Below are 14,359 nucleotides of genomic sequence, written 5' to 3'. Positions count from 1 at the left end.
AATTTATCACCCTCTTAAGATTAACGTACTATACTAACTTTTAATCGACAGTTTTTTGATGTACGGATGAAGATATTATCATCAATGTAGCAATAACCACAGATAATATTTGCCATATTGAATATCTGAAATCAGCTGCTGTAGCCAAGAATAACAATGAAAGATTACTCATTAACCCGCTCATGCATATTGCAAAAATAGCTATATTTGTGTAAGCATTTCCTTTTGCTTTCACAAAGTAAGAAACACATCTAATCATTATTAAAATTGAAATGATATAATAAATATATACCTTAAACGGTATCGTATCCGCAACTAAAGTAAAAAATCCAATCAACTTATTGGCAGTATCTTCATTGATATGTTTAAAGTAAAAACCCTGATCATTGCTTTGTATCCCGGGATGGAATGGATAATATGTGTGACCATTCACAGTCTTACCAGATAGTACTGAAAAAACATACCATCTGTGCTTAAAATACGCACCAGGATGCTCAAAAATGATTCGCACCCAATCATATTTAAGTTTACTCTGGTCTTTAGCATCAATATTTATGGGAATAACAGAAAAAACAGGAAAATTAGCCTCTCTGCTGTTCGCATCTTTCATTTCTTTAAGAAGCTTTCCTTTGTCTTTTCCTTTTATCATATAATCAGGGATAACGATTTTATTCTCATCAATAGAAATGCAAGCAAAATCCCAACCAACCAAAGAACCTAAGCTAGGAGTTTTTATTGCATTGCTGTTAATTGCAAAAACAAATAGTAACGACGTCAATAAAAATATAATTGTGGACACTATAGATTTTATAAAACCTTCAAGAAAGCCACTTCTCTTATTTAAAAAATACATTAAGAAAAGGCCCATCGAAATAAATACCGATGGTATAAATCCATTAACCCTAACTGCTGTAGCTATCAATAAAGAAAATAAGCACAGCATTATCCAGAATCGCTTAGGTGTCTGAGAATAAGCATATATAGATATTCCGGATATTGATAATGCACACATCATTACCACATCTTTCCAGACATTTAATGAGATTAAAAACAAGGGAGGCCAAAACCCGACAAAAAACATGATAAGTAGTCTTTTAGATATCTTTTCTGTCAATACATTTGCAAGCATTGCTACTGAGCTCCAGTATAACAACTGAAACACGAGGAACAACAACTCTGGCCTGTTTGTCAACTTAATCAGTAACATCCAGAAATATGACATTATAACTGGATGTGCAGTGTAAACCGGTATTATGCCTGCTGCTTGTTTATATTGTTCAAGAGTATCATACGAAATAAACCCAGGACATAAAATATAATACACAGAATAGGCTATAACAACGGCGACCATGTACGAAAGTAAAGAATTTAATTTTGCATAGTTATCAGTGGACAGTTTTAGATTAATATTCATTACCACTCCTTTTTATCATATCAACTTGCGCAATTATTTATTAAACAATTCAGTTATTGAGTTTTTAGGCTGACGTTCGATATCTGCCTGAATAAACCCTAATAAAAGCTGCATACCTAAAATAATAGGTAACGCAGACAACATCACGGTTCCCCCACTAGCCAACTCATTTAAAAATATAGATCTATACCAACCAAACAATCCATATAAAACACCAAACATTGATAATAAAAGCCCACTAAATAGCTCAATTGAAGCAACTGAAAAGTCTCTCAAATAATAATTATAAATAATTCTTTTGATTGCATTTTTTAAATGACCTTTCAAGAATGGAAATACTATTTTCTTGATGTGAAGATTAGATTCTTCATCTTCATAGATAGCATCCATTGGAACATCCACAACTTTCGCATTAATTAAATTCAATCTAAACAGTATATCGGACTCAAAAAAATATCGCTTGCTTAATTTATCAAGATTTATTTTCTTTAAGGCAAATGATGAAATAGCTGTATAACCATTTGTTGGATCGAATATGTTATAATAGCCAGATGAAAATTTTGTCATAAAAGAAAGTACAGTGTTGCCAAAGAGTCTGATTTTCGGCATAGGCTTTAAACTTTCTACGTCATAAAATCGATTACCCTTCGTATAATCTGCAAACTCTTTCGAGATAGGATTTATAAAATCACCAATCAAGGAGGGATCCATTTGCCCGTCACCATCTAACTTGACAACAATATCCACATTATCTTCAAGGCTAGCTAAGTAACCGCTTATGACAGCCCCACCTACCCCTTTATTCTCATTATTAAATATCACTTTAACTCGTGGATCTATGCAATTCTGCTGAACATATTCCCCTGACAGCTCTGGACATTTATCATCAACAACATAAATAATAGCCACCTCATTTCCGATGTTATTTATCACATCTAGAATATGTTTCTTCACCTTGTAGCAAGGGATAACAACAGCAACTTTCATATCTTTACGCATTGTTTTCATTAGTAAAAACCATTTTTTTTGCCAGAATATAACTGATAAAAAACAAAATAAATTCTACCAGTACCTTACTTATAAATGTGACACCAACATTTTTCTCTCCACAGTATATTTCTTTCGAAATCCAAAGTAAAAAGCTACTCAATGCTGTCATGAAGAGCCAGTAAATACAAAATTTAATAAAAGACTCTGAGGATGGTTTTTTATTGAAGGTATATTTACCATTAACAAAATAGCCTAGTAACGCGGCGCTTCCTCTTGATAAAATATTAGCCAGAATAATATCTATGCCTACTGTTGATAATATAGTATAGATGACCGAGTCAAAAGCAAATTGCAAAATGCCAAACAAGAAAAACAAACCGACTTTTTTCATTATCAATCCCCCAGAACATTAACTTTTGACAATACCATACATTATATTTTTTCTCTAGGATTTAATGGTACGTTTATGTCCATTAGGTTACTTAACTTTAACTAAAATAACGACAGCCCTCCCGGGGAAGGAATTTTTTAGCGAAAACAGCTACTTTCATAGAGAGAATCTCCGACACTAACTCTTCAGCGAAGACTTAGACTAATGTTTCTTTATCTGAATAATGACTCATCTAGTTATCTTCGCTTACTTGATACAACTCACACGTAACATTAGTTGATTGTTATCAAATCAATTATATACCTACAATTAAAATGCTGTGGTTATTTTTTAAGTTACTTAGTGCAATTTATGTGCGCATACTATCCCTGATTGTGAAATGTGTCAGAACGATAAACTATATTATTTGTAAATTTGCCAATGAATTAAGGGATAAAAAAAGGGCCAGCCTTTCGGCCAGCCCTTTCTAACAGGATGTCGCTTAAGCGAATCTTAGTTCAGACGCTCTTTAATACGAGCAGACTTACCAGTACGCTCACGCAGGTAGTACAGTTTAGCTTTACGTACAGCACCACGACGTTTAACAGCAATGCTGTCAACTACCGGAGAGTGAGTCTGGAAGACACGCTCAACGCCTTCGCCGTTGGAAATTTTACGAACAGTGAATGCAGAGTGCAGACCGCGGTTACGAATAGCGATAACCACGCCCTCGAATGCCTGCAGACGTTTTTTGGAACCTTCAACAACCCATACTTTCACTTCCACGGTGTCACCTGGACGGAAGGAAGGTACGTCCTGCTTCATCTGCTCTTGTTCAAGTTGCTTAATAATGTTGCTCATAATTTAATCTCTTATCCTGGGTAAACTGATATTCGGGAGCGTATTACGCCTTCCCATCATGTTCATGCTGCTGTTGCGCGTGTTCAGTTTTGAACTCGGCCAGCAACTTTGCTTGCTCTTCAGTCAGAGCCAGGTTTTCCAGAAGTTCAGGTCTTCTAAGCCAGGTTCGGCCCAGCGACTGCTTCAAACGCCAGCGACGTATCTCGGCATGGTTTCCAGACAGTAACACTGCCGGTACTTCCACCCCTTCTAACACTTCAGGACGAGTATAGTGTGGACAGTCCAGCAATCCATCGGCAAAGGAATCTTCCGTTGCCGAAGCTTCATGGCCCAGAACCCCCGGAATAAACCGGGCGACGGAGTCAATCAGCGTCATTGCCGGTAACTCACCACCGCTGAGAACGTAATCGCCGATAGACCATTCTTCGTCAATCTCGGTTTGAATTACGCGCTCATCTATCCCTTCGTAGCGCCCACAGACCAGAATCAGCTTTTGATTCGTCGCCAGTTCGCTCACGCCCGCTTGATCAAGCTTGCGTCCCTGAGGTGACAGATAAATCACCTTTGCGCCTTCACCTGCCGCGGCTTTTGCTGTGTGAATGGCGTCCCGTAAGGGTTGCACCATCATTAACATCCCCGGTCCGCCGCCGTAAGGACGATCGTCCACGGTACGGTGCCGGTCATGAGTAAAGTCACGAGGACTCCAGCTCTGGATGCTCAGCAGGCCATTCTTTACTGCCCGGCCAGTTACCCCGTAATCGGTAATCGCGCGGAACATTTCAGGAAACAGGCTAATTATGCCAATCCACATAGCGCCGTCTTTTACCGTTTATCCGGAGAATTTAAAAACCAGGATCCCAATCTACTTCAATGGTTTGAGTAGTGAGATCGACTTTCTTGATAACCTGTCCATCGAGGAACGGGACCAGCCGCTCCTTGATGCCAAATGCATCTTTCAGGTTTGCCTTAATGACGAGAACGTCATTTGACCCGGTTTCCATCATATCGATGACTTTCCCCAGGCTGTAACCTTCAGTGGTGACTACCTGGCAGCCCATAAGGTCTTTCCAGTAGTAGTCGCCCTCTTCCAGCTGTGGCAACTGCGACGAATCCACGACAATTTCACAATTAGTCAGCGCATTCGCGGCATCACGATCGTCAATGCCTTTCAGCTTGATGATGATGTCCTGATTGTGGTGACGCCAGCTTTCCAGCTCGACCTCTTCCCACTTACCGGCTTTCTGGATGAACCAGGGCTGGTAATCAAAAATGCTATCAGCGTCTTCAGTGGAGGAAAACACTCTGAGCCAACCACGGATACCGTAGCAAGAACCCATTTTTCCCAATACGATCGGTTCAACAGGTGCTTTATTGCTCATCATGACCACCGTGACAGATTAAGCTGCTTTGTTTGCTGCTTTGATCAGCGTAGCAACGCGATCGGAAACAGTAGCGCCCTGGCCAACCCAGTGAGCGATACGATCCAGATCCAGACGGGTTTCTTCTTCTGCGCCAGAGGCCAGTGGGTTGAAGAAACCAACGCGCTCAATGAAGCGACCGTTGCGTGCATTACGGCTGTCAGTCACAACAACCTGGTAGAACGGACGCTTTTTAGCGCCGTGACGTGCTAAACGAATAGTTACCATAACATCCTCTTGTGTGAATAAAACAACCGGGCCCCATCGAGGAACGGAGCCCGGGTGTCATATTAAAAGCCCGAAAATTTTACTCATTTTCGGGCAAAAAGCAATCTCAAAAGCGATTAACGCCCTGGAAAACCGGGAGGCATCATGCCTTTCATGCCGCGCATCATCTTCGCCATGCCGCCTTTCTTCATTTTCTTCATCATGCGCTGCATGTCGTCGAACTGTTTCAGAAGGCGGTTAACGTCCTGCACCTGCATGCCGCAACCGGCAGCGATACGGCGCTTACGGGAACCTTTGATGATTTCTGGCTTGGCTCGTTCTTTCAGCGTCATGGAATTAATGATCGCCTCCATACGCACCAGCACTTTGTCATCCATCTGGGATTTAACGTTGTCAGGGATCTGGCCCATGCCCGGCAGTTTGCCCATCAGGCTTGCCATGCCGCCCATGTTTTTCATCTGACGCAGCTGCTCAAGGAAGTCGGTCAGATCGAAACCGTCACCTTTTTTCAGCTTGCTGGCGAGCTTTTCAGCCTGCGCGCGGTCAACCTTGCTCTCGATATCTTCGATCAGCGACAGCACGTCGCCCATGCCGAGGATACGGGAGGCGATACGGTCCGGGTGGAACGGCTCCAGCGCTTCGGTTTTCTCGCCCACGCCGAGGAACTTGATTGGCTTACCGGTGATATGACGAATAGAAAGTGCCGCACCGCCGCGGGCATCACCGTCCACTTTGGTCAGCACCACGCCGGTTAACGGCAGCGCTTCGTTAAACGCTTTCGCGGTATTTGCCGCATCCTGACCGGTCATGGCGTCAACGACAAACAGGGTCTCTACCGGGTTGATAGAAGCGTGCACCTGCTTGATTTCGTCCATCATCGCTTCGTCAACGTGCAGACGACCGGCGGTATCCACCAGCAGCACGTCGTAGAATTTCAGCTTTGCTTCTTTCAGCGCGGCGTTAACGATGTCGACAGGCTTCTGGGCAACGTCGGACGGGAAGAAGTCCACGCCGACCTGCTCGGCCAGCGTTTCCAGCTGCTTGATCGCCGCCGGGCGATAGACGTCCGCAGAGACCACCAGCACTTTCTTCTTGTGCTTTTCGCGCAGGAATTTACCCAGCTTACCGACGCTTGTGGTTTTACCCGCACCCTGCAGGCCCGCCATCAGCACCACGGCCGGCGGCTGAGCCGCCAGGTTAAGCACCTGGTTCTCTTCGCCCATCGCCGAAACCAGTTCGTTACGAACGATTTTGACGAACTCCTGACCCGGGGTCAGGCTCTTGTTAACTTCATGACCAACCGCCTTCTCTTTTACGCGGTTGATAAAATCACGAACAACCGGCAACGCCACGTCTGCTTCCAGCAGCGCCATGCGCACTTCGCGCAGCGTTTCCTTGATGTTCTCTTCAGTAAGGCGTCCGCGGCCGCTGATGTTGCGCAGCGTGCGCGACAAACGATCGGTTAAATTATCAAACATTGTCTCTCGCCTGAGTAGAAACGTTGGGCCGCATTGAGCGACACATACACAGAATTTTGCCGGAGTATAACATGAAGGCGCCTTTGTTGTTATGCAACGGTTGGAGCAGGCGTCACGTAACGTTATACTGCTTCTCTTTCTTATTAAGACAACTGTCGATGCCTATATGCCTGTTTTCGCACTGATCGCCCTTGTTGCCTACTCTGTCAGCCTCGCGCTGATTATTCCCGGACTGCTGCAAAAAAACAGCGGCTGGCGGCGCATGGCTATTCTTTCGGCGGTCATCGCACTGATAAGCCACGCGTTTGCGCTGGAATCACGCATTATTCCCGGCGACGGCAGCGTGCAAAACCTGAGCGTCCTCAACGTCGGCTCGCTGGTCAGCCTGATGATCTGTACGGTAATGACCATCGTCGCGTCTAAAAATCGCGGCTGGCTGCTGCTGCCGATTGTCTATACCTTCGCGCTGATCAATCTGGCTTTAGCCACCTTTATGCCTAATGAATTCATTACGCATCTGGAGGCGACACCGGGGATGCTGGTGCACATCGGCCTGTCACTGTTCGCCTATGCGACGCTGATCATCGCCGCGCTTTACGCCATGCAGCTCGCCTGGATTGATTACCAGTTGAAAAACAAAAAGCTGGCGTTCAACCATGAAATGCCGCCGCTGATGGTCATTGAGCGTAAGATGTTCCACATCACCCAGATAGGCGTGGTGCTGCTGACGCTCACGCTCTGCACCGGCCTGTTTTACATGAAGAACCTGTTCAGCGTGGAGAATATCGATAAAGCAGTGCTCTCCATCATCGCGTGGTTTGTCTATATTGTCCTGTTGTGGGGCCATTATCATGAAGGCTGGCGCGGTCGTCGCGTCGTCTGGTTCAACGTCGCGGGTGCGGGCATTCTCACCCTTGCCTATTTTGGCAGCCGCTTCATACAGCAATTTGCTGGCTAAGAAACAAAGGAGTTCCCCCTGGAACACATCTCTACCACCACGCTGATCGTTACGCTGATCGTCATGGTGGTCATCTCCGCCTATTTCTCCGGCTCGGAAACCGGCATGATGACCCTGAACCGCTACCGGTTACGTCATCGTGCCAAACAGGGTAACCGCGCCGCCCGTCGCGTTGAAAAACTGCTCCGCAAGCCGGATCGCCTGATTAGCCTGGTGCTTATCGGCAACAACCTTGTCAATATTCTGGCCTCAGCCCTCGGTACCATCGTTGGGATGCGCCTGTACGGCAACGCCGGGGTCGCGATTGCCACCGGCGTGCTGACGTTTGTGGTGCTGGTGTTTGCCGAAGTACTGCCAAAAACCATCGCCGCGCTTTACCCGGAAAAGGTGGCCTACCCGAGCAGCTTCCTGCTGGCGCCGCTGCAGATCCTGATGATGCCGCTGGTCTGGCTGCTGAACATGGTCACGCGCGTTTTGATGCGGATGGTGGGGATCAAAGCCGACGTCACTATCAGCAGCGCGCTTAGCAAAGAAGAGCTGCGCACCATCGTGAACGAATCCCGCTCGCAGATCTCCCGGCGCAATCAGGATATGCTCCTGTCGGTGCTGGATTTGGAAAAAGTGAGCGTGAACGACATCATGGTGCCGCGTAACGAAATCGTCGGTATCGACATCAACGACGACTGGAAAGCCATTGTCCGCCAGCTGACACACTCTCCGCATGGGCGCATCGTGCTCTATCGCGACTCGCTGGATGACGCCATCAGCATGCTGCGCGTGCGCGAAGCCTACCGTCTGATGACCGAGAAAAAAGAGTTCACCAAAGAGGTGATGCTGCGCGCCGCCGACGAGATTTACTACGTGCCGGAAGGTACGCCGCTCAGCACGCAGCTGGTGAAATTCCAGCGCAACAAGAAAAAAGTCGGCCTGGTGGTCAACGAGTACGGCGATATTCAGGGCCTGGTGACGGTCGAAGATATTCTGGAAGAGATTGTCGGAGACTTTACCACATCGATGTCCCCTTCCCTCGCGGAGGAAGTGACTCCGCAGAACGACGGTTCGGTACTGATTGACGGTAGCGCGAACATCCGTGAACTCAACAAAGCCTTTAACTGGCATTTGCCGGAAGATGAAGCTCGTACCATGAACGGGATGATTCTGGAAGCGCTGGAAGAGATCCCAGCGGCGGGCACGCGGGTGCGCATTGAGCAGTACGATATTGATATCCTGGACGTGCAGGACAATATGATTAAGCAGGTGAAGGTGCTGCCCGTTACGCCACTTCGGGAAAGTATTGCCGAGTAAAGCGTAGGCCGGGTAAGGCGAATGCCGCCACCCGGCACTACAGGTAGCAAATTAGGCTTTCGCTTTCGCCACGGTCACCATCGCAGCGCGAATGGTACGGCCATTCAGGGTGTAACCTTTCTGCATCACGCCCAGCACTTTACCGGCTTCAATCTCTTCAGATTCCACCATCGCAATGGCCTGGTGAACGTTTGGATCCAGCGGCACATCGGTATCCGCAATCACTTCCACGCCAAACTTACGCACGACGTCGAGCATGGATTTCAGCGTCAGTTCGATACCTTCGATCATCGCCGCGTTGTCCGGATTCGCTTTGTCAGCCACTTCCAGCGCGCGGTCGAGGCTATCGATCACCGGCAGCAGTTCGTTGACGAATTTCTCCAGCGCAAATTTATGCGCCTTCTCAACGTCCTGCTCGGTGCGACGACGCAGGTTTTCCATTTCCGCCTTGATGCGCAGAACGGTGTCGCGTTCGCGATTCTGTGCTTCTACCAGTTGGGCTTCCAGATTCGCAATTTTTTCATCGCGCGGGTCCACCTGCTCAGCAGATGCGTCTGGCTCTACAGCCTCAACTTCATCGTGCTGTTCCGTGATAATTTCTTCAGGGGCTTGCCCCTCAGGCGTTTTCTGTTCTTTACTACTCATGAATTTCTCCGCGTTTTTCTGCATTCATCTCGCTAACTTCGCTTATTATGGGGATCAGTTTCCTGGATTCAAGGGAACAAGAGAGATTGTCATCATTCATCAGGCACAAGGACCTCCAGAAAATGAATAATCATTTCAGGTGTATTGGGATCGTCGGGCATCCGCGTCACCCTACCGCATTGACGACACATGAAATGTTGTATCGCTGGTTGTGTAGCAAAGGCTATGAAGTGATGGTCGAGCAGCAAATTGCGCAGGAACTGCAGCTGAAGAGCGTCAAAACCGGCACGCTGGCGGAAATTGGCCAACAGGCCGATCTCGCCGTGGTGGTGGGCGGCGATGGCAACATGCTCGGCGCGGCACGCACGCTGGCGCGTTATGACATCAAGGTCATCGGTATCAACCGCGGCAATCTCGGCTTTTTAACCGACCTCGACCCGGACAACGCGCAGCAACAGCTGGCCGACGTGCTGGAAGGTCATTATATCAGCGAAAAACGCTTTTTACTGGAAGCGCAGGTGTGCCAGCAGGACTGTCAGAAGCGCATCAGCACCGCGATTAACGAGGTGGTGCTTCATCCCGGCAAAGTGGCACACATGATTGAGTTCGAAGTTTATATCGACGAAATCTTTGCCTTCTCCCAGCGTTCTGACGGGTTGATTATCTCCACCCCGACCGGCTCAACCGCCTACTCGCTTTCTGCGGGCGGCCCGATCCTGACGCCCTCTCTGGATGCTATTACGCTAGTGCCGATGTTCCCGCACACGCTCTCCGCGCGCCCGCTGGTGATTAACGGCGACAGTACGATACGTCTGCGCTTCTCGCACCGCCGTAACGACCTGGAGATCAGCTGCGACAGCCAGATCGCGCTGCCAATCCAGGAAGGTGAAGATGTTCTTATTCGCCGGTGTGATTACCACCTGAACTTGATTCACCCGAAAGATTACAGCTATTTCAACACATTAAGCTCGAAGCTTGGCTGGTCAAAAAAATTGTTCTGATTTTGCATCCAGTACTTTACTGTATAAAAAACCAGTTTATACTGTATGAAAACACAGTTATGGTTTTTCATACAGGAAAACAATTATGCTGGCACAACTGACCATCAGCAACTTTGCCATTGTTCGTGAGCTTGAGATCGATTTCCACAGCGGCATGACGGCGATCACCGGCGAAACCGGTGCGGGTAAATCCATTGCCATTGATGCCCTCGGCTTGTGCCTTGGCGGCCGTGCAGAAGGCGACATGGTGCGCATGGGCGCAAACCGTGCCGATCTTTGCGCACGTTTCTCCCTGAAAGATACCCCTGCAGCCCTGCGCTGGCTGGAACAAAATCAGCTCGAAGATGGACGTGAGTGTTTACTTCGCCGCGTGATCAGCAGCGACGGGCGCTCCCGTGGCTTTATCAACGGCACGGCGGTCCCGCTCTCCCAGCTCCGCGAACTCGGCCAGCTGCTTATCCAGATTCACGGTCAGCACGCGCATCAGCAACTCGTCAAACCAGAACAGCAGAAAGCCCTGCTTGATGGCTATGCGGGTGAGTACGCGCTTACTCAGCTTATGGCGGAGCACTACCGCCAGTGGCATCAGAGCTGCCGCGAGCTCGCCCAGCACCAGCAGCAAAGCCAGGAGCGCGCGGCGCGTGCGGAGCTGCTGGCGTACCAGCTTAAAGAGCTGAACGAATTCAACCCGCAGGCGGGTGAGTTTGAACAAATTGAAGAAGAGTACAAGCGCCTCGCCAACAGCGGCCACCTGCTCTCAACCAGCCAGAATGCCCTCGACATGCTGGCAGATGGCGAAGACGTTAACCTGCAGAGCCAGCTGTACAATGTCCGTCAACTGGTCACCGAACTGGCCGGCATGGACAGTAAACTTTCTGGCGTACTGGATATGCTGGAAGAGGCCGCGATTCAAATCTCAGAAGCCAGTGACGAACTGCGTCATTATTGTGAACGGCTGGACCTCGACCCGAACCGCCTGTTTGAGCTGGAGCAGCGCCTTTCTCGTCAGATTTCACTGGCGCGCAAGCACCATATCACGCCGGAAGAACTACCAGGCTATTATCAGTCTCTGCTCGAAGAACAGCAGCAGCTTGACGATCAGGCGGATTCGCAGGAAACCCTCTCTCTGGCCGTGAACCTGCATCATCAGCAGGCGCTGACCACGGCGAAAAAACTGCATGAGATCCGTCAACATTACGCTCAGGAGCTAAGCCAGCACATCACCGACAGCATGCACACGCTGGCGATGCCGCACGGTGTATTCACCATTGATGTCCGTTTTGAAGAGAACCACCTGACAGCAGAAGGGGCGGATCGCATCGAGTTCCGCGTCACCACCAACCCGGGGCAGCCGCTGCAGGCAATCTCCAAAGTGGCATCCGGTGGTGAACTGTCGCGTATTGCGCTGGCGATTCAGGTGATTACCGCGCGTAAAATGGAAACCCCGGCGCTGATTTTCGATGAAGTGGATGTCGGCATCAGCGGCCCAACGGCGGCAGTGGTGGGTAAACTGCTGCGCCAGCTAGGTGAATCAACGCAGGTGATGTGTGTCACCCACCTGCCGCAGGTCGCGGGCTGTGGTCATCATCACTTTATTGTCAGTAAAGAAACCGACGGCGAAATGACCGAAACGCACATGAAGCCGCTGGATAAACGCGCGCGTCTGCAGGAGCTGGCACGACTGCTCGGCGGCAGTGAAGTCACGCGTAACACGCTCGCGAACGCGAAAGAACTGCTGGCGGCATAAACTTTTTCGGGATCTCAGGGTCATACAGAACAACAAAAACGCCGCCAGACCGGTTTCAAAGTGGGGCAAGGTCTATTATCATCGGCATATTACATATGAGCCGCGTTCTGCTCGGGCCCGAAAAGGAATCAAATCACTATGCGTTGTAAAATGCTGACCGCTGCCGCAGCGGTTCTTCTGATGTTGACCGCAGGCTGTTCCACTCTGGAGAAAGTGGTTTACCGTCCTGACATCAACCAGGGGAACTACCTTACCCCTAACGATGTGTCCAAAATCCGCGTGGGGATGACACAACAGCAGGTCGCTTATGCACTGGGAACCCCGATGATGACCGATCCGTTCGGCACTAACACCTGGTTCTATGTATTCCGTCAGCAGCCTGGCCACGAAAGCGTGACCCAGCAGACCCTGACGTTGACCTTCAGCAGCGCCGGTGTGTTGACCAACATCGACAACAAACCTGCCCTGACAAAATAATCAGAAGCCAGAAATGCAAAAAGGTGCTCAACGAGCACCTTTTTTGTTTTTCTTTATCCCTTCCCCCCTTTGGGAAGAGGGACAGGGTGAGGGGGAAACACGCTACTTAGCCGACTTCTCCGCGCGCTGGCGACGCAGCTCTTTCGGGTCGGCAATCAGAGGACGATAAATCTCCACCCGATCGCCCTCTTGCAACACGTCGCCCAGCTTCACCGGACGGCTGTAAATCCCGACCTTGTTCTTCGCCAGGTCGATATCTCTGCGAAGCTCAAGGATGCCGGACGCGCGGATAGCCGCCTCTACGGTTGCCCCCTCTTCCAGCATTACACGCTGTAGGTACTGCTTCTCCGGCAGCGCGTAGACCACCTCTACAGCAATCTTATGCGACACTGTAAACCTCTTTGGCGCGGGTGGTAAACGCCTGAACCATATTTGACGCCAGCTCTTTAAAGATGCGGCCAAACGCCAGCTCAATTAGCTTATTGGTGAACTCAAAGTCCAGATGGAACTCAATGCGGCAGGCGTCAGCGCTCAGTGGCGTAAACTTCCAGCCACCCATCAAGGTTTTAAATGGACCATCCACCAGATGCATCAAAATACTCTGATTGTTAGTCAGCGTATTGCGGGTGGTGAACGTCTTGCTGATCCCCGCTTTGGAGACATCCACCGCCGCAGTCATCTGCGTCGGGCCAGACTCCAGAACGCGGCTCCCGGTACATCCCGGGATAAACTCTGGATAAGACTGAACATCGTTCACTAACTGATACATTTGTTCCGCGCTGTAAGGAACGAGCGCAGTACGGCTAATCTGAGGCATAGCATTTTCCATGGTCACACAACGGACAAATAATAACATTTATCACCTGTTAAAAAAACGCTAAGCCTCATCTCGTGCTAAGATAGCGCGTTAGACCTCACAGGACGCAATGAGGTGACTTTTTGAAATCAGATTACCGACGGCTTTACGACACTTATGACGAAGAAAAAAGCACATAAACCAGGCTCGGCGACCATTGCGCTCAACAAGCGTGCTCGCCACGAGTATTTCATTGAAGAAGAATTCGAAGCTGGCCTTGCGTTGCAGGGCTGGGAAGTAAAATCGCTGCGCGCCGGGAAAGCCAACATCGGCGACAGCTACGTGATCCTTAAAGATGGCGAAGCCTTCCTGTTCGGCGCGAACTTTACGCCGCTGACCGTCGCCTCGTCGCACTACGTATGTGACCCAACGCGCACCCGTAAGCTGCTGCTGAACAAGCGTGAGCTGGAATCCCTCTACGGACGCATCAACCGTGAAGGTTTCACCGTGGTCGCCCTGTCACTGTACTGGAAAAATGCCTGGTGCAAAGTGAAAGTTGGTGTCGCGAAAGGTAAAAAACAGCACGACAAACGTACTGACCTGAAAGAACGCGAGTGGCAGTTGGATAAAGCGCGCATTATGAAAAACGCAGGGCGTTGATTCTGCACACT

At 49.1% G+C, this 14,359-nt stretch carries 17 protein-coding genes; 6 read left to right on the top strand and 11 right to left on the bottom strand.

Annotated elements, in window-relative coordinates:
• Positions 1 to 40: 40 nt before the first annotated feature.
• From IM265_RS10090 to ffh, 8 genes are all read right to left on the bottom strand, one after another.
• Positions 41 to 1,414, bottom strand: coding sequence for a hypothetical protein (locus tag IM265_RS10090; RefSeq protein ID WP_193031140.1), 1,374 nt, complete (start codon positions 1,412 to 1,414; stop codon positions 41 to 43).
• Between the two features lie 33 nt (positions 1,415 to 1,447).
• The gene (locus IM265_RS10085; RefSeq protein ID WP_193031138.1) at positions 1,448 to 2,422 is read right to left on the bottom strand and encodes a glycosyltransferase family 2 protein; all 975 of its coding nucleotides are present in this window, start codon (positions 2,420 to 2,422) and stop codon (positions 1,448 to 1,450) included.
• The gene (locus IM265_RS10080; RefSeq protein ID WP_193031136.1) at positions 2,406 to 2,795 is read right to left on the bottom strand and encodes a GtrA family protein; all 390 of its coding nucleotides are present in this window, start codon (positions 2,793 to 2,795) and stop codon (positions 2,406 to 2,408) included. Before IM265_RS10080 ends, IM265_RS10085 begins: the two co-directional genes overlap by 17 nt.
• A 492-nt stretch (positions 2,796 to 3,287) precedes the next feature.
• A complete protein-coding gene (gene rplS, locus IM265_RS10075; RefSeq protein ID WP_002914145.1) occupies positions 3,288 to 3,635 on the bottom strand; it encodes a 50S ribosomal protein L19 in 348 nt (115 codons plus the stop codon).
• Between the two features lie 43 nt (positions 3,636 to 3,678).
• On the bottom strand, positions 3,679 to 4,446 hold the full coding sequence (trmD, locus tag IM265_RS10070; protein ID WP_193031134.1) for a tRNA (guanosine(37)-N1)-methyltransferase TrmD: 768 nt from the start codon (positions 4,444 to 4,446) through the stop codon (positions 3,679 to 3,681).
• Between the two features lie 31 nt (positions 4,447 to 4,477).
• Positions 4,478 to 5,017: a ribosome maturation factor RimM gene (rimM, locus tag IM265_RS10065; RefSeq protein WP_003863136.1), complete on the bottom strand. Its 540-nt coding sequence runs from the start codon at positions 5,015 to 5,017 to the stop codon at positions 4,478 to 4,480.
• 15 nt (positions 5,018 to 5,032) lie between these two features.
• Positions 5,033 to 5,281: a 30S ribosomal protein S16 gene (gene rpsP, locus IM265_RS10060; RefSeq protein ID WP_022649067.1), complete on the bottom strand. Its 249-nt coding sequence runs from the start codon at positions 5,279 to 5,281 to the stop codon at positions 5,033 to 5,035.
• A 116-nt stretch (positions 5,282 to 5,397) separates the two neighbouring features.
• Complete coding sequence (gene ffh / locus IM265_RS10055) at positions 5,398 to 6,759, bottom strand: signal recognition particle protein (protein WP_003863132.1); 1,362 nt, start codon at positions 6,757 to 6,759, stop codon at positions 5,398 to 5,400.
• 166 nt (positions 6,760 to 6,925) lie between these two features.
• Here ffh and IM265_RS10050 point away from each other — a divergent pair, with 166 nt between their 5' ends.
• Entirely contained in the window at positions 6,926 to 7,717 is a 792-nt protein-coding gene (locus tag IM265_RS10050) for an inner membrane protein YpjD (RefSeq protein WP_032645009.1), read from the top strand.
• 18 nt (positions 7,718 to 7,735) lie between these two features.
• Positions 7,736 to 9,022, top strand: a complete 1,287-nt coding sequence (locus IM265_RS10045; protein ID WP_193031152.1) for an HlyC/CorC family transporter — start codon at positions 7,736 to 7,738, stop codon at positions 9,020 to 9,022.
• A 51-nt stretch (positions 9,023 to 9,073) separates the two neighbouring features.
• On the opposite strand, the gene grpE is transcribed toward IM265_RS10045, so the two are convergent.
• The gene (gene grpE / locus IM265_RS10040; protein WP_032644906.1) at positions 9,074 to 9,667 is read right to left on the bottom strand and encodes a nucleotide exchange factor GrpE; all 594 of its coding nucleotides are present in this window, start codon (positions 9,665 to 9,667) and stop codon (positions 9,074 to 9,076) included.
• Positions 9,668 to 9,789: 122 nt separating this feature from the next.
• On the opposite strand from grpE, the gene nadK reads away from it, so the two are divergent.
• From nadK to bamE, 3 genes are all read left to right on the top strand, one after another.
• The gene (gene nadK / locus IM265_RS10035) at positions 9,790 to 10,668 is read left to right on the top strand and encodes an NAD(+) kinase (RefSeq protein ID WP_008502500.1); all 879 of its coding nucleotides are present in this window, start codon (positions 9,790 to 9,792) and stop codon (positions 10,666 to 10,668) included.
• Between the two features lie 85 nt (positions 10,669 to 10,753).
• On the top strand, positions 10,754 to 12,415 hold the full coding sequence (gene recN, locus IM265_RS10030) for a DNA repair protein RecN (protein WP_193031132.1): 1,662 nt from the start codon (positions 10,754 to 10,756) through the stop codon (positions 12,413 to 12,415).
• 138 nt (positions 12,416 to 12,553) lie between these two features.
• Positions 12,554 to 12,892 (top strand): outer membrane protein assembly factor BamE, encoded by a 339-nt coding sequence (gene bamE / locus IM265_RS10025; RefSeq protein ID WP_028014132.1) that lies wholly within the window; start codon positions 12,554 to 12,556, stop codon positions 12,890 to 12,892.
• A gap of 102 nt (positions 12,893 to 12,994) precedes the next feature.
• On the opposite strand, the gene IM265_RS10020 is transcribed toward bamE, so the two are convergent.
• Both IM265_RS10020 and IM265_RS10015 read right to left on the bottom strand, forming a co-directional pair.
• The gene (locus IM265_RS10020) at positions 12,995 to 13,282 is read right to left on the bottom strand and encodes an RnfH family protein (RefSeq protein ID WP_193031130.1); all 288 of its coding nucleotides are present in this window, start codon (positions 13,280 to 13,282) and stop codon (positions 12,995 to 12,997) included.
• Complete coding sequence (locus IM265_RS10015; protein ID WP_008502504.1) at positions 13,272 to 13,709, bottom strand: type II toxin-antitoxin system RatA family toxin; 438 nt, start codon at positions 13,707 to 13,709, stop codon at positions 13,272 to 13,274. The genes IM265_RS10020 and IM265_RS10015 overlap by 11 nt, the downstream gene beginning before the upstream one ends.
• A gap of 156 nt (positions 13,710 to 13,865) precedes the next feature.
• On the opposite strand from IM265_RS10015, the gene smpB reads away from it, so the two are divergent.
• A complete protein-coding gene (gene smpB, locus IM265_RS10010) occupies positions 13,866 to 14,348 on the top strand; it encodes an SsrA-binding protein SmpB (RefSeq protein WP_008502505.1) in 483 nt (160 codons plus the stop codon).
• Positions 14,349 to 14,359: the final 11 nt, after the last annotated feature.

Origin of the sequence: Enterobacter cloacae complex sp. P17RS, assembly GCF_014895885.1 — a bacterium.
Classification (GTDB): Bacteria; Pseudomonadota; Gammaproteobacteria; order Enterobacterales; family Enterobacteriaceae; genus Enterobacter; species Enterobacter bugandensis.
This window is presented reverse-complemented; position numbering and strand designations above follow the sequence as displayed.

Bases quoted from the DNA above. Each gene is read 5' to 3' on its own strand.
- IM265_RS10090 (WP_193031140.1), bottom strand. From the start codon at position 1,414: ATGAATATTAATCTAAAACTGTCCACTGATAACTATGCAAAATTAAAT.
- IM265_RS10085 (WP_193031138.1), bottom strand. From the start codon at position 2,422: ATGAAAACAATGCGTAAAGATATGAAAGTTGCTGTTGTTATCCCTTGC.
- IM265_RS10080 (WP_193031136.1), bottom strand. From the start codon at position 2,795: ATGAAAAAAGTCGGTTTGTTTTTCTTGTTTGGCATTTTGCAATTTGCT.
- rplS (WP_002914145.1), bottom strand. From the start codon at position 3,635: ATGAGCAACATTATTAAGCAACTTGAACAAGAGCAGATGAAGCAGGAC.
- trmD (WP_193031134.1), bottom strand. From the start codon at position 4,446: ATGTGGATTGGCATAATTAGCCTGTTTCCTGAAATGTTCCGCGCGATT.
- rimM (WP_003863136.1), bottom strand. From the start codon at position 5,017: ATGATGAGCAATAAAGCACCTGTTGAACCGATCGTATTGGGAAAAATG.
- rpsP (WP_022649067.1), bottom strand. From the start codon at position 5,281: ATGGTAACTATTCGTTTAGCACGTCACGGCGCTAAAAAGCGTCCGTTC.
- ffh (WP_003863132.1), bottom strand. From the start codon at position 6,759: ATGTTTGATAATTTAACCGATCGTTTGTCGCGCACGCTGCGCAACATC.
- IM265_RS10050 (WP_032645009.1), top strand. From the start codon at position 6,926: ATGCCTGTTTTCGCACTGATCGCCCTTGTTGCCTACTCTGTCAGCCTC.
- grpE (WP_032644906.1), bottom strand. From the start codon at position 9,667: ATGAGTAGTAAAGAACAGAAAACGCCTGAGGGGCAAGCCCCTGAAGAA.
- nadK (WP_008502500.1), top strand. From the start codon at position 9,790: ATGAATAATCATTTCAGGTGTATTGGGATCGTCGGGCATCCGCGTCAC.
- recN (WP_193031132.1), top strand. From the start codon at position 10,754: ATGCTGGCACAACTGACCATCAGCAACTTTGCCATTGTTCGTGAGCTT.
- bamE (WP_028014132.1), top strand. From the start codon at position 12,554: ATGCGTTGTAAAATGCTGACCGCTGCCGCAGCGGTTCTTCTGATGTTG.
- IM265_RS10015 (WP_008502504.1), bottom strand. From the start codon at position 13,709: ATGCCTCAGATTAGCCGTACTGCGCTCGTTCCTTACAGCGCGGAACAA.
- smpB (WP_008502505.1), top strand. From the start codon at position 13,866: ATGACGAAGAAAAAAGCACATAAACCAGGCTCGGCGACCATTGCGCTC.